7 protein-coding genes are annotated in these 14,994 nt (G+C 37.7%); all 7 read right to left on the reverse strand.

The features are described 5' to 3' along the window. Positions 1-36: 36 nt before the first annotated feature. Positions 37-2,304, reverse strand: a complete 2,268-nt coding sequence (gene fabD, locus MAMMFC1_RS20435) for an ACP S-malonyltransferase (protein WP_126310248.1) — start codon at positions 2,302-2,304, stop codon at positions 37-39. Between the two features lie 21 nt (positions 2,305-2,325). After that, positions 2,326-9,408 (reverse strand): SDR family NAD(P)-dependent oxidoreductase, encoded by a 7,083-nt coding sequence (locus MAMMFC1_RS20440; protein ID WP_126310249.1) that lies wholly within the window; start codon positions 9,406-9,408, stop codon positions 2,326-2,328. Positions 9,409-10,127: 719 nt separating this feature from the next. Then, complete coding sequence (locus tag MAMMFC1_RS20445; RefSeq protein WP_126310250.1) at positions 10,128-10,883, reverse strand: LytR/AlgR family response regulator transcription factor; 756 nt, start codon at positions 10,881-10,883, stop codon at positions 10,128-10,130. Positions 10,884-10,909: 26 nt separating this feature from the next. Next, positions 10,910-11,041 (reverse strand): hypothetical protein, encoded by a 132-nt coding sequence (locus MAMMFC1_RS22755; RefSeq protein WP_269471851.1) that lies wholly within the window; start codon positions 11,039-11,041, stop codon positions 10,910-10,912. Between the two features lie 142 nt (positions 11,042-11,183). After that, complete coding sequence (locus tag MAMMFC1_RS20450; protein WP_158618833.1) at positions 11,184-11,822, reverse strand: accessory gene regulator ArgB-like protein; 639 nt, start codon at positions 11,820-11,822, stop codon at positions 11,184-11,186. 69 nt (positions 11,823-11,891) lie between these two features. Continuing rightward, entirely contained in the window at positions 11,892-13,298 is a 1,407-nt protein-coding gene (locus tag MAMMFC1_RS20455; protein WP_126310252.1) for a sensor histidine kinase, read from the reverse strand. 49 nt (positions 13,299-13,347) lie between these two features. Next, positions 13,348-14,667, reverse strand: coding sequence for a sensor histidine kinase (locus MAMMFC1_RS20460; RefSeq protein ID WP_232035579.1), 1,320 nt, complete (start codon positions 14,665-14,667; stop codon positions 13,348-13,350). Positions 14,668-14,994 lie beyond the last annotated feature (327 nt).

Raw genomic sequence — 14,994 nt, forward strand, 5'->3', positions numbered from 1 at the left:
TAAAAAAACATAATTTTAAAATGTGTCAAATTAGTTTTATATTTTAATTGTTTTTAGTTTCTCCCAAAATAACTCGGCGGCTGAATTCATTATTTTCTCACCAATCTTTGCTACATTACGGTTTTTCCAGCTTTCTAATTGTGTTCCTTTAACCCACTGGTTAAAAGAACCAAGGGCAGGACCGCAATGAATTTGAAAATTAACCTTTTCTTTTATATCTCCATTTAATGCCGCTCTTGTGCTATATCCAAAATACCATTTAAATATCATTGCCATCTTGCATTTGGGATTTTTTTCTGCTTTTTCAATTTCCCAGGGATCAACTTCGTTCCAATAACGTTTACAATCTTCATAGATCTCTTGCAAAGTTCTCCCAAAATATTTTTCTTCTAATTGCTTGATGGTTTTTGCATCAATTTCTTCCAGAGAGTTATATTGTCTATACAATTCATATAACCGATTAGCACGAGCAGGAAAAAGAATACCTTTTTTAGCTACCTGTACTTTTGCTCCCATCTCAAACATATCCCCAGCTGGAGCATACTCCGTATTATGTACATCTATATCCTGTAGAATCGTCTTGACCTCGTCCGATGTTCCAGCTTCGATAGTACATTGATTTATTGAACCTGTAAGAATAAAATCTGCTCCCATCATAAATGCTGCGGCCGCTGCCTGAGGAGTACCTATTCCGCCTGCCAAACCAATATGAATTTTTTCCTTATATTCATATTCTTTTACAATGTCATCCCTCACTTTTTGAATTGCAGGCAGTAAAGCGAATGCAACCGCTCCATCTGTATGCCCTCCGGAATCGGCTTCCGCACATATATCATCCGCAATCGGATATTTTTTGGCAAGGTCTGCCTCTTGCTGAGTGATTTGCTTCTCATTAATTAACTTTTGTATTATTTTTTCAGGAACCGGGCGCAGACAAGCCTCTGCAATTTCAGGCCGGGAAATCTTGGCAATCAATTTAATTTTTGATACTACAGAATCCCCCTTTTTCTCGAGGGTTTTAATCCTGAGCCTCGCCAGTGCCGGAGTAATATTCATAAAAGCGGCTATTTCGATGTTAGGAATTTGATACTTTAAATATAGATCAACCAATTTCTCTTCCATACTTGGATTATCCGGGTTATGCAGGAAATTCATTCCATACGAAGTTATACCATTAACATTTGCTTGAATGTTTTCTATGGATTTTTCAACCTCATTTAAAGAAAGACCACCAGTACCGAAAAAGCTTAACATACCATTTTTGGCAGCTTCAATTACCAGCGGGGCGGAAGCAACACCTTTATACATAGCACCGGTTACATATGCAAATTTCAAATTATATCTTTTTTTAAATTCATCACTGCCAAGGAAAGATTGAACATTATTCTCTGCAGAATTTCCATCTGCGTTTGTTGCTATTTCAGCTTTTTTTTCTTCTTCAATATATAGTGGCTCAGCTTCTGATATAATTTTCTCAACTAATTTAGTTAATACGTTACCGGGTCCCACCTCTTCAGATTCAAAATTTTCTTTTCCCATAAGGTACCTGATTGTTTCCGTCCATTTTACCGAATGTGTTATTTGTTCGGTTAATAAATTTTTGATTTCAGTTTTTTCATATGGTCTGGCTGTAACATTGCTGATAACAGGGATCATTGGTTCAGAGAACTTAAAATCATTAATAAATCCTGCAAATTCATCCCGAGCATCTGTCATCATCCGGGAATGGAAAGCACCGCTAACCTTTAATGGTATATACATTTGCGCTCCTGATGCTTCAAAAATGGTTTTAGCATTTTCAATGGCTTTTTTTGCGCCGGAAATAACAATTTGATATGGCGAATTCAAGTTGGCTATATCAATATTATTTTCCAGTTGATTTTGCTTAATTATTTCATTTACTTTTTCGGCGTCAATACCAATTACGGCAGCCATTCCGCCCTCCTTTGCCTTTGACATAATCTCCCCTCTTTTTTTAACCAATTTAAGTCCTGTTTCAAAATCAAAAACTTCAGATGCAAAAAGCGCACAGTATTCCCCAAGACTATGGCCAGCCAGGAAATCCGGTTTCAAATTATTTTCATGAATCTTATTTAAATACATTAAACAATTTACCGTGTATAATGCCGGTTGAGTATACTGGGTCTGTCCTAATAAATTTTTCGAATCATGCACACATAGTTCTTCAATAGAATAACCAAGAATTTGATCAGCAGTTTTTACTAAGTCTTCATATTTCTTGAATAAATCCTTACCCATTCCTTTTACTTGAGAACCTTGACCTGGAAATAAATAACTAAGCATATATTTCCTCCTCATTTTTTTTTAACTGAGTGCATATTCTTTCCATTTTGACAATATTTCTTTTGCCTTTATTGCTGATATTTGTTTATTTTGAACACCCTTGAAAATTTTAAAAGGCAAAATTTCATGTTCACTACACACAATATCTCCTAACATAAAGTGTTTTCGGTTAAATCTTGTTAATGGTTTTGGGTTCCTATACGGTGTATATCCATACTTTTCATTCACGAATTCATCTACAATCATATGACAATTGGTACCCCCGAATCCAAATGAAGAAATAGCGGCTCTTCTTAAACTATTTCGTGGTGTCCAATAATTTAATTTTTTTATTGGATAAAAGGGGGAATTCTCAAAATCATACCGGGGGTGAACCTCTTCACAATTTATTGTTGGCGGAAGTTGTTGGTTTTTTAATGCCAATAATACTTTTATAAAACTTACTATCCCGGCAGCGGATAACAAATGCCCAACATTCGATTTAACAGATCCGATAGCACAGTATTGTTTTTCTGCCGTATATTCCCGGAATGCCTGAGATGCTGCTTTTACTTCAATCGGGTCACCAAGCTGTGTGCCAGTCCCATGCGCTTCATATAAAGTGATTGACGAGGCGTCTATATTTCCCAATTCTAAGGCTTCACAAATTACTTCCTTTTGTGCAAATACATTAGGGGTTGTCAAACCCATAGTCTGCCCATCATTATTAATAGCGGATGCCTTAATAACACCGCAAATCATATCGCCATCGCGCAAAGCATCATCTAACCGTTTTAGCAACACACTTCCTAACCCTTCCCCAAGCACAAAACCGTCCGCATTTTTATCAAAGACTTTACATTTTCCTTCTGCCGAAAGAACACCGGCATCACTAAAACCCAAAAACCACTCTTCATCAAGCAATAATTCAATACCACCGGCAATCGACATATTACATTCTCCGGAAATTAATGCCCGACATGCTTTGTGGATGGCTAAAAGGGAGGAAGAACATGCTGAATAGACGGTCTCAGCAGATCCCCGGAGATTATAATATTGCATTACACGTCCCGGAATCAGATTACTAATAACATTAACGATACCCTGTGGACCATGATATTTTGATCTTCCTGCTATTTTCCGGCCATAGTTGCTCTCATGAGCCCCGACAAACACACTAGTTTTTGAATTATTAAGTTCTTCTTTGCTATACCCGCAGCGATCAAGGAGTTCCTGTACCAATTCCAGAAATAAACGCTGTTGGGGATCAATATTAATAGCCTCTTCTTCATTTATTTTGAAATATTGTGCATCGAAACATCCAATATCTTCAATAAATCCACCCCATTTGGAATATGTCTTTCCTTGTTCTCCCTTATTCCTGGAATAATATTTATTTATATCAAATCTATCAAAAAGGACTTCATCAATTAAACACTTTTGATTTTGTAAATTATCCCAGAATTGTTCAACATTCGGAGATTGTGGGAATCGTCCCGCCATCCCAATTACAGCAATATCCATTTTGTTATTAATTGGGGAATTAGTGGGGCTGATAAACAATGGCCCAATATCTTTATTAGAAGTTGTAGATTCAAATTCTGCGGGACTCTCATGTCCCAAAAAATTTTCTATATAGGCGGATAATTTCTTTAATGAGGGGTTTTCCATTACTGTTGCATGATGGAATGTATCCCCAAATTTTGCTGAGATTTTATCGACAAATTCCATAATTCCAATGGAATCCATTCCATATTCAGCGAATTCCGCATCTTCATTTAATTCCGATTTATCAATTTCAAGTATCTCGGTAAGAGTTGTTGCTAAAAAATCCTTTACATTGCTGATTCCGGTTCTTATTTCATTAACTTCGTTCCGCACTGTTGCTTTTGTTGCTTTTAAAGAAGAATTAATTCCCAATGCTTTACGAATATCCTCATAATCATTGCCAAGCACAAGTGATTGTATATTTCCCTGATTAATAAGCTTCCAAAAACCATCAATTGCATCACTTGCTTCTATACCGGTAATCCCAATCCTCCCCAGTTGTTTAACAGCATTTTGATCACGCCCCATACCGCCATCTGTCCATAATGTCCAATTTATACAAATGGTTCTGCCATTAAAATTTCCGTTTGCCCGATAATGCGCGAAGGCATCAATAAATGAATTTGCCGCTGCATAGTCGGACTGTCCGATATTTCCGGTAATTGCGATAATTGAGGAAAAAACCATAAAGAAGTCCAGAGGTTCACTCTCTGTAAGAAAATGTAAATTTGTTGTCCCCAATATTTTGGGAGCCGTAACTCTAAAAAATGAATCTATAGTCTTATTCCATATAAGACTATCTTCGAGTATACCGCTCATTTGAATAACACCCTTTATTTCCTTATATCTTTTCTTTATCTCTTTAATTGCTATTGATAATTCGGAGAAATTCGAAATATCAACCGAATAGTATTCAACATTCGTACCGCTTGTATTTAATTCTTTAATCCATTTCTTTCGTTCTTCGTTATTATCGCTTTTCCCGATGATAATAAGATTGCTTTTACAATGTTTAATAATATCTTCCGTTATTTTTTTCCCAATTCCACCGGCTCCACCTGCCAACAGATATACACCCTTTGAGTCAAATACTTTTGCTTTATTTGAAAAATCCGGTAAGGTATATTCTTTCATACATTGTATAAATCTTTTATTTTCACGATAAGCGATTATTTCTTCATTATCAGTGGTTATGCACTCTAAAACCGGATTAACCTGATCACTTATACCATTACTGTTATCCCAATCCATAACTTTAACCCGGATATTTTTAAATTCCCGCGCAACAGTTTTGGCTAATCCTACGATGGCGCCGTTAGCAAATCCTATAACAGAATCATTTTCTGAAACTCGCATGCAATTTTCAGTTACGATTAAAAAAGACAAGGAATTATTTTTCTTAGTCCGAATAAATGCTTGGACGGTTAAGAATAAACCTTGAAGATTTAGATTAGTTATTGCCGTATTATCAATAAAATTTGTACTATTTGTACTTTCATTGCATTTTTTGCATAAAAAATAAATGTCTATTTCTTTATCATCCAAAAGGCAGAAAGTAAATGTATTTGTAATCTGGTTATTAAATAATTCCCAATCAATACCTTGACTATTGCTGCCGGATTTTACAGATAGAAAATTTTGTATATTTATATTAAATATTTTCTTATAAACCTTCGCCATATTCACAGAGAATTTATCTTCCAGATTTTCATCAAAATTAATTATTATAGAAATCTTATCTCCTGTGGATATTTGTTTAGTGTCTATTGATTTTTCTTTCCAGTAGGGACTATAAGTTTTTAACTTTGAGTTTCCACTTGAGTCATTTCTTTTCTGTTTTTGGCTATGCATTGTTAAAAAATTATTAGAAACCTGTTTTAGTGTAAATTCTTTTATAAATAACAAAAGTTCAGCCTTTTCATTAAATATCTCTATGTTTGTTATCAAACTATCATTAGTTTGCCGAATTGAATCTTTATGTATTCTAATGAAACAACTATCATTTAATTTATCATAAATTACCATACTCTTTATAAGAAATGGTACATAGAGTGAATTCGCCGCCCAATCAGAATTGTTGGTTAGATGATAAGCTAAAACCGCTTGAAAGGCTCCATCCAATAAATTGGCTGAAAGTATGGTTTTGGTATAATCGATTTGCCTTTTTTCTGCGAGTTTTGTATAGTAATATTCTTTATCAACCCATCCTTTCTTAATTACCTGCAAGCTGGGGCCATAATTATAACCATGTTCCTTAAAAAGGAGATAGATATGATCCGGATTAAAAAAATCAATCTTGTTTGTTTCGTCAAATTTAGAAACGGAAAAAGGTTTAGATTTTTCCATTGGTTTAGTAAATGAGCCTTTTGCTATATTAATTTCATTTTCTTTTATAACAAACTGACCTTGTTCTTCACGAATATCAATTAGTAATTCCTTATTATCAGACACAATACAGGGATGTTCAATTATAATATTTGTTAAAGAAACAGGTATATAAGAAAAATGGGAATTTAATAAATTCGCAACTATTTCGATCATAGAAGCAGCCGGAACGATCGTCTGATCTGTAATTATATGGTCAGCTATAATCGGCTGATCATTTTTTAATAAAATTCTTTGTGATTCTGACTTTAATCCAATAAAATTTTGTTTTGGATTATTCTTATGAATTTTCTGCATCGACGGTAGTAAGAATGGTTTATATTCAAATATATATGTCGGCAAAGGTACTTTCTCATAATTTTTCTGGGAGAAATAATTAAACCAATTTATATTCACACCTGCCAGCCATAAACGAAGCAGTATTTTATCAAATGACTCTGAAAACAACTCATGAGCAGCAATACTTAAAGGTTCCGTTTCATTAAGGATTCTTTTAAAATTTCCAATTAATATATTTATCTTTTCAGGATATATTTCAGATTCACATTCTCCGTTTAATAACTTGTTAATAATTTTTTTTACTTCACTTCTATACGCAGATAAGCTGTCTGTTAAAATATCCACATTCCTTAAAGCTTCATAAGAAGATGCGGCAATATTACCATTAATTGCATCAGTAATAGAAGTAATAGATGTTATTTCTTTATTTAAAAGAATATCGATTATTTGTTTTTTCGATATATATTCTTTTAGAATGAGTTCGAGAATTAATTCAAGATAATTATTCCCATAATTATTATCCTCGAAGTTCCATTTCCTGTTTAATCTTCTTAATGAACTGGAAATAATAAGTACTAATAAAATTGCTTTTTCTTTATGAATTTTTTGATCAAAAAATTCACTATTATTGCTATTAATAATGCCTTTCACATCTAAGCCATATTCATTTAATTCTTCATTCCATTCCTCCATATTCTTTTTGAAGGTAAACTGAGACTCAGACAACAAACGGCCTTTCGAAACTAACCGGGAAAAGTCTTCATCAATAAATTCTGTTTGCATGAATATATTTTTTATATCTTTCTCTGTAAATTTTATGGGTAAAATTTCCTTATTGATTATATAGCATGGTGTTTGTGCTAAATGAATTTCTATATTATCCGGTTTATTCTTATCCATGATCAACATCATAACATCGTGTAATTTGAGAATTCCACTGTGAATCAAACATACCCAGGTTCCGATTCCTTCACCATAAAAGTATTGCGATTGAATGCCTACGCTTTTTAAAAGCATAATATATGCAGATAATGTTATAATATTAAAAATTTCCAAATAGGTTTTCGGCCATTGATTTTTTTGATATTGTGAATTTATAGCCTTATTACCTGTGATACCAATCAATTCTTCGAGAGCTTGATTGATATATTTTTGGAAAATAGCATTTTGCAGAATATCCTTTCCCATATCATTCGTTCCGGTTAGTTGTATTTTCCCAATGCCAAGCTTTAAATCTTTATTAAATAAGTAAGAAGCTGTGATTGAATGTTTATCCAAAGCATTGGAAAGTTCTATAGTATTTGAAATCTCAATACCATATCGATACTGGAAATGGCTTCTTCCATGCAATAGTGTTAAGCAAATATCATTAATTTTATCTTCAGGAATAGCTGAATCTTTTAAAAGAAGTTTCCATTTTTTAATTATTGCTTCAAGACTCCACTCTGTTTTTGCGGATAATAAGAAAATTTTATTTTTATTATCCTTTTCATTCTCGACCTCGACTGCCGCAATTCCTGCATTATTTTTTTTATAGGATTCAAGCACAAGGTGTGAATTCGCTCCCCCCATACCAAAAGAACTGATACCAGCTCGTAAGCTTTCATTATTCAAGGGCTTCCATTCACTCAATTCATCTGCGATAATGAATGGTGAATTTTCAAAATCAATAATAGGATTAGATTCCTTAATATTTAATGTCGGAAAGATTTTTTCCTTATTCATCATTGCAAGTATCTTAATAACACCTGCTATTCCGGCAGCTGCTTCAAGATGACCGATATTGGTTTTTACCGATCCGATTTTGCAAAATTGCTTTTTATCCGTAAATTGTCTAAATGCATGAGTAAGCCCTGCAATCTCTATTGGATCGCCAAGTGATGTCCCTGTTCCATGTGCTTCTATGTAAGAAATTGTATCTGGATTTACATCTGCTTCCTTATAAGCGGCTAAAATAACTTCTTTTTGCCGTTCAACGCTGGGAGCAGTAATTGAAATAGTATTTCCACTGTGATTTACTGCAGATCCCCGGATTACACCGTAAATATTATTACTTTGCTCAACAGCACCCGTTAAACGCTGTAAAAGAAGAACCCCAACTCCATCACCAGGAACATAACCATCTGCATTTTTATCGAAGGTTTTACATTGTCCATCCGGGCTAAGCATATGTGACTTCGAGAATGAAATATATTTCCAGGGGTGTATATTTAAATTCACCCCAGCTACTATGGCATAATCGCAATTTCTCAGCCGCAAAGATTCTCTTGCTTTATGAATAGCAATAAGCGAAGATGCACAAGCAGCATCGATTGCAATACTTTCTCCTAAGAAGCCAAAATAGTAAGAAAGTCTATTAGCCAGGATACATGAGTAATTACCCAAGCAAGAATAGGAATCAATAGGTTCATCCATGCGTGCAATGTATTGATGATAATCTGTACCCATAAATCCAACATATACAGATGTTCTAGAATTTTTTAACTGTTCTGGTGCAATTCCGGAATTTTCGATACATTTCCAGGTTTGTTCCATTAGCAACCGTTGTTGCGGATCCATATTTTTTGCTTCTTTTGCCGATATATTAAAAAAATTATTATCAAAACTTTCAAAATTATTGATTTGACCGCCCCACATACTTGCGGATTTATTTATTGTATTAAATTCTTGGGAATAAAACTCATTAATACTCCAACGGTTTTCATTTATGGGGGAAATAGAATTTATTCCTTTCTCAAGATTAGACATATATTCTTCAAAATCTTCTGCCCCAGGAAATTTGCATGACAACCCGATAATTGCAATAAAATCTTCATTCATTTTCTTATTTTTCTTATCCTCAAATTCATCAAGAAGCGCTTCACCCATCCCTTTATTCTGAGAACCTTGACCGTGAGACATAAATGTAATCATTTTTACTCTCCTTTCAATAAAATCTCGTTTTTCTCAATAGCAATTAATCCTTTGTTGTATAATCTAGCAAACACATGAATAATGTATCTAAAAACAAATTAACCCTTTAGTAATTAAATCAAGACCCCCTTGTTTCAAGCTTTCAGCTTAAACAGGGGGGATCCTAAAGAATTAAGGATAAATTCATATAATGCACCGCATAATAATGGGCAACTACAGAACATACCATGTTAAAAAAGCAGGCAAGGCCATTGAAGCCAAAATAATTGACCCCAATGTATATACACGGCACTATAACTTTTCTCCGAGCTTCGCCCCCGTGCCTTCACAGATGCAATCCGGAGAAATTTTTTCCCTTTCAATTTAAACTTGTAAGTTTTCTATAGGCTTGCTATATTTATCAAGTTTTACTTATCTACAGTTATACCAATAATTTTTCGGATTTCCTATAGACACAGTCTAAAAAGACAATATTTTTGATTATAAAGTCGGTTAGACTAATCAAAAATAATTGGCATGGGGCTTAATAAAAAATTTCTACCGCCAAGGGCGCCAAAAAATCGCCAAGGATGAAACTGAAATAAAGAAAGGGCTGTCGCACTGATGTTTTCTACTATATATTGAGACTCTTTTCAAAAAAGAATTACAATATATGGTAATTTTTCTCAATACGACAGCCCCTTATAAGCGTCTAAAAAAGCCAGTCTAGTCAAAGTTATTCATATACAATACCTCTTTTGAAACTCTTTCACATTTTCCATGGTCATCAGCGCTGTTTCTTTGGTGTTGGCCAACTTAACCAAGTAGGTTTTATTACCCCAGGGAGAAACCTCCAGCACCATATCAGGATTAATGATAAAGCCTTTGTGACAGCGGAAAAACCGGTAATCTTTTAATTGTTCTTCCAATTTCTGCAGTGACTCATAGGTTTTTACAGCAACATTCCCCACAGCATAAATTACAGTTCTACGCTCTTTGCGCGTAATTACGATGATATCGGGAATGTTGATAAAGGTGCTTTTCTCGTTGGAGAGAACTTTAAGCTTGAGACTTTCCTCTCTTTTAACAACCAATTTTGCTTCCGGGGTCCACAGGGCAGCTTTTTTTCTTTCTGTTTTCAGTTCTTTAATTCGGTGTATCGTCTGCCGGACCCGTTCCATATTAAAGGGTTTAACCAAATAGTCAAAGGCGTAGACTTCAAAGGCTTCCTGCGTGAAACACTGGAAACCGGTGGCGAAAACAAGGAAAATTCTGGAATCAATGTCGAAAATTTCTTTCGATGCCTCGATTCCATTCATTACCGGCATATCCACATCCAAAAATATAACCTCAGGCGCCAGTTCTTCCACCATCCGAACCAACTGCTGCCCATTTTCCGCTTCGCCGACAATGCTTACATTGGGAATTTCCTCAAGGGTGCGTTTTAACACCAGCCGCATTTTAGGATCGTCTTCAGCGATAATGACCTTTAACATGTTAATTACCCTTTCACACCTTTAAGCTATTCACGGTCTTGTAAATGCTCCGGTACCCGGGGCTGATAAGCAGCAAAAGAAGCCGGCAGAATAAAGAAAGCCGCCAGGGAAAGCATGCATTTAGTCACCCATTGCAATAAGTTCCGTTTAAAATTCACTGACGTATACCTCCTTTCATACAGAATTAGAGAATCACCATACCATATTAATCATAAAAGCAAAGTCTGCCGGCTACAAGCGACCTTGCCGCAAAGTCCTGCCTGTATGTCTAAAAAAGCTGTTTGTTTGCCTAAAAGTCAATCAACATTTATCAACCAGCGTCTCCACGGCGGCGATGAACCGATAACCGGCGGGAGTAATGCTGAAGCTTTGCCAGCAAATTCCTCCGCTGCTAGCTAAGACTAGCCCGGCAACCAGCGGCGAATTCCCCCCCCAGAGGACCCCTGCGCTCACCATGGCGCCCCAGACCGCAATGAAAATGTAAGAAAGCCGCCGGTAGCTGGCTCTTTTCGCAGTTGAAACAATAGGATTGGCCGGCGTATCGGCGGGAGCCCACTTGTATACGGCATAAAAGCCGCCGACGGCGGAAATACCTGCCAGAACCAGCAACAAGGCTGGTGATGCCCATATTCCGATCAGGGCAGCCAACTGACCGGCCCCTACCATTACGACCGTGCCCAACACCAGACAGCGGAAAAAAGTGGAGCAGTGGGCTCCCCCGGAAACAAGCCGCAGGGCTACAGTCGTAACCATGGCCGCCAGTACATACGGCGTAATTCCCAGCCACCGCGCCATTCCGATGATAACCACCAGATTTACAAGAACTACCAGACAGTATTCCACCCCGAACCGCACCGTTTCCCTGTCTTTAACATTGAGCTGCAGTTCTTCCCCTATATAATGCGCCACTCCTGCGGCAAAGTCTTTTATCCCAGTCACTTTTGCCACCTCCCGAACCGGACTCTATATCTTGAGCGTCAAGCTGCAGTTCTTCCGCAGGATACCACGTTACCGCTGCGGTGTTGCCGTTTTGCGCAGCCACTTCTCGCACTTCCCACAAAAAATATTAGCCTGCCGCGCCCGCTGCCTGTCTACCTGCTCGTCCGGGATAACCACCCGAAAGGAAGTACCTTTGCTGTCGCTTGTCACCCGGATATCGCCGTGGTATTTATGTACCAGTTTTTGGATACTATAGAGACCCATGCCCCGTCCCTCGCCTTTAGTTGAAAACCCCGGTACAAATATTTGGGCGGCTATAGCCGGCGGAATCGACGAGCCATAATTTGTCACTTCCACCACATAACCTTCCAAATCTTGTCTAACGGCGACCTCCACCGTTCTCGCCGTTGCCGGCAGCTCCGCCACCGCTTCCATGGCATTGTCGATCAGGTTTCCCAGGATCAAATTGATGTCCCTTACCTCCAGCGGCAATTGCTGCAGGCTTGTTTCCACCTTGATCCGCAAGTCAATTTTCCGTGCTTCCGCCACACCGGTCTTGGTGTACAGCAGCGCCGTAACGCCCACATTGTCCGTTTTTACCAATTCGGCGGCGGCAGCCACTTCGGTTACACTCTTCTTTAAATAGTCTCTGGCATCTTCATACGCCTGTACTTCCAGCAACCCGTAGACCACCTGCAACTCGTTGCTAAAATCATGCCGCTGCGCCCGCATGGTATGCAGCAATTCTTCCACTTGGCGGAGGGTGTCAAGCTGCGCTTTGGATTTCACTTCACTTTTAACAAGCGTAATAAACTGCCTGATTACAATTATGGTAATAATCGGCAATATTATATTTACCACCGCAAAATAAAAATAAAAATAACTAGAGGAGAAAACTTCCTTATAATGAAGAAAATATCGCCAACAAAACAGAGCAACTACTAAGCTCTGGGTAAACAACAAACCTGCCAGCCAAAGGAATCTGTTACTTCCTACAGCTTCCCATCCGTCCGTTATCCGGAAATTAAAGCGGCGAAGTAAAAGAATAATCAATAGAGTAAATATAACTTTCGAGGCGAAATACGTCATCCACAGCCACCAGTTGCTAAAATCGACGGTAATGGAATACCCCGTAATAAAACTGAATAAAGGCGTCACCAAGGCTTCGATGCATAAATAGATACTAATTCCTAACAAAACCGCCAGACAACTGCTTTTATAGGGAATCCGCATGACGCGATGTATAATTACAGAAAAGGCCGCCACTTGTACTATCGTATGCACGCCAAAAGGGATGGAAATCACCTTGCCGGCAACCTGAAAAAGAAATATGTCAAAAAGAGCTTGCAAACACCCGACCTGCAAAATTTGGCGAAAACCCGGACTGAGGCCCAGCAGTGACAAACTCAAATATGCACATAGCATGGCCTCCGGGAGAGAAACAAAGAGAATAACCTTAAAAGTAATCTCCGGCACTATCTTGCCCCTTTTCTTAAAGTGATAAATTTGACTTGTCCTGATTAGCCTACGGAATCACAACCTGAAAACAGGTACAGTTATTGCCGCTTGTCACCCGGACATTACCCTTGTATTTATGTACCAGCCTTTGGATACTGTAAAGCCCCATACCACGCCCTTCGCCTTTGGTGGAAAACCCTGGCTTAAATATTTCGGTAACGATAGCCGGCGGGATGGGCGGTCCGTAATTTTTTACTTCCACCACATGACCTTCCAATTCTTCCCTGACATTGACTTCCACTTTTCGTACCGCTGCCGGCAGCTCGGCCACCGCATCCATGGCATTGTCGATCAGGTTGCCCAGAATCAAATTGATATCCCTTGCTTCCAGGGGCAATTTCCGCAGGTTGGTGTCCACCTTAACCTGCAAGTCAATTTTGCGCGCTTCCGCCAAACCCGTCTTGGTATACAGCAGCGCCGTAACACCCAGATTATCGGTTTTCACCAGTTCAGAAGCGGCAGCGACTTCGTTTACACTCTTTTTTAAGTAGTCCCGGGCCTCTTGGAACTCCCGTACTTCCAGCAAACCGTAAACCACCTGCAGTTCGTGGGTAAAATCATGGCGCTGCACCCGCATGGTCTGCAGCAGTTCTTTCACATGCCGGAGAGTATCAAGCTGTATTCTGAAATCTATTTCACTTTTAGTGAGAGTGACAAATTGTCTAATAACAACGATAATCATAATTGGTAAAATTATAGTTACTACAGCTACATAAAAGTAAAAATAAGCGGCTGAAAAGTACTCCTTATATTGCGAAAAATATCGCCACCAGCCAAAATTGATTAAAATACCCTGGATAGACAACAGGGCAGCAATCCAAAGAAATCGATTATTCCCGTTGGCGTCCCATATATCCGCCAATCGGATATTAAACCTACGAACCAAGAAAATAACCAGTATGTTAATCATTAATTTCGCAAAGAAATAAGGCAGCCACCGCCAGTTACTTTGACTTACCCAGGAATAGGAATGCCCGCTTACTAAGCTAAATAAAAGATTTGTAACGGCTCCAATGCCGGAATAAATACTAAATCCCAGCATAACAGCCGCAATACTATGTTTATATGAAAGCCGCATAACGCGCCGTATTATCCCCCAAAAGATCATTATATATATTACCGTATGGATGGACAAAGGAACGGAAACTAAATTGTTGACAACCGGCAAGTAGACAGCACAAAAGGCGGCCTGTAAACACCCGATAAGCAAAATTTGGCGAAATCCCGGCCTCAGCCCCATAAGCGACAGGCACAACCATGCCAGTACCATAGCTTCCGGCAAAGAGTAAAAAAGGATTATCGCAAAATTAAAATCAAACGGTAACACTTCTCCATCCCTTCCTTAAGACGATGATATCTCCTTTTTTGTTTTCTAAAATACTTTAATTTTAATATATCACCCAAATCATAGATATTTTAGCAAATTATGTCAATCAATTATTAAATTGCTGTTAAAAAAGGATTACGTTTCGATTATATTTTATCTATAAGGCACCGCCACTGAGTTTCATGATCATGAATAGGATAATCCGGTGTCAAAATATGTCTATGGATTAGTGCGATAGTAAAATCCAGATTAAAACACGTGAGTCCGTACCACTTTTGCGTGTAGTACGGACTCAGCCACTTTTCTGCTATTTGTTCAGCAACTACT

This window comes from Methylomusa anaerophila, from assembly GCF_003966895.1.
Classification (GTDB): Bacteria; Bacillota; Negativicutes; order Sporomusales; family Sporomusaceae; genus Methylomusa; species Methylomusa anaerophila.

Coding starts and splice junctions, on each gene's coding strand:
- fabD (WP_126310248.1), bottom strand. CDS start 2,304: ATGCTTAGTTATTTATTTCCAGGTCAAGGTTCTCAAGTAAAAGGAATG.
- MAMMFC1_RS20440 (WP_126310249.1), bottom strand. CDS start 9,408: ATGATTACATTTATGTCTCACGGTCAAGGTTCTCAGAATAAAGGGATG.
- MAMMFC1_RS20445 (WP_126310250.1), bottom strand. CDS start 10,883: ATGTTAAAGGTCATTATCGCTGAAGACGATCCTAAAATGCGGCTGGTG.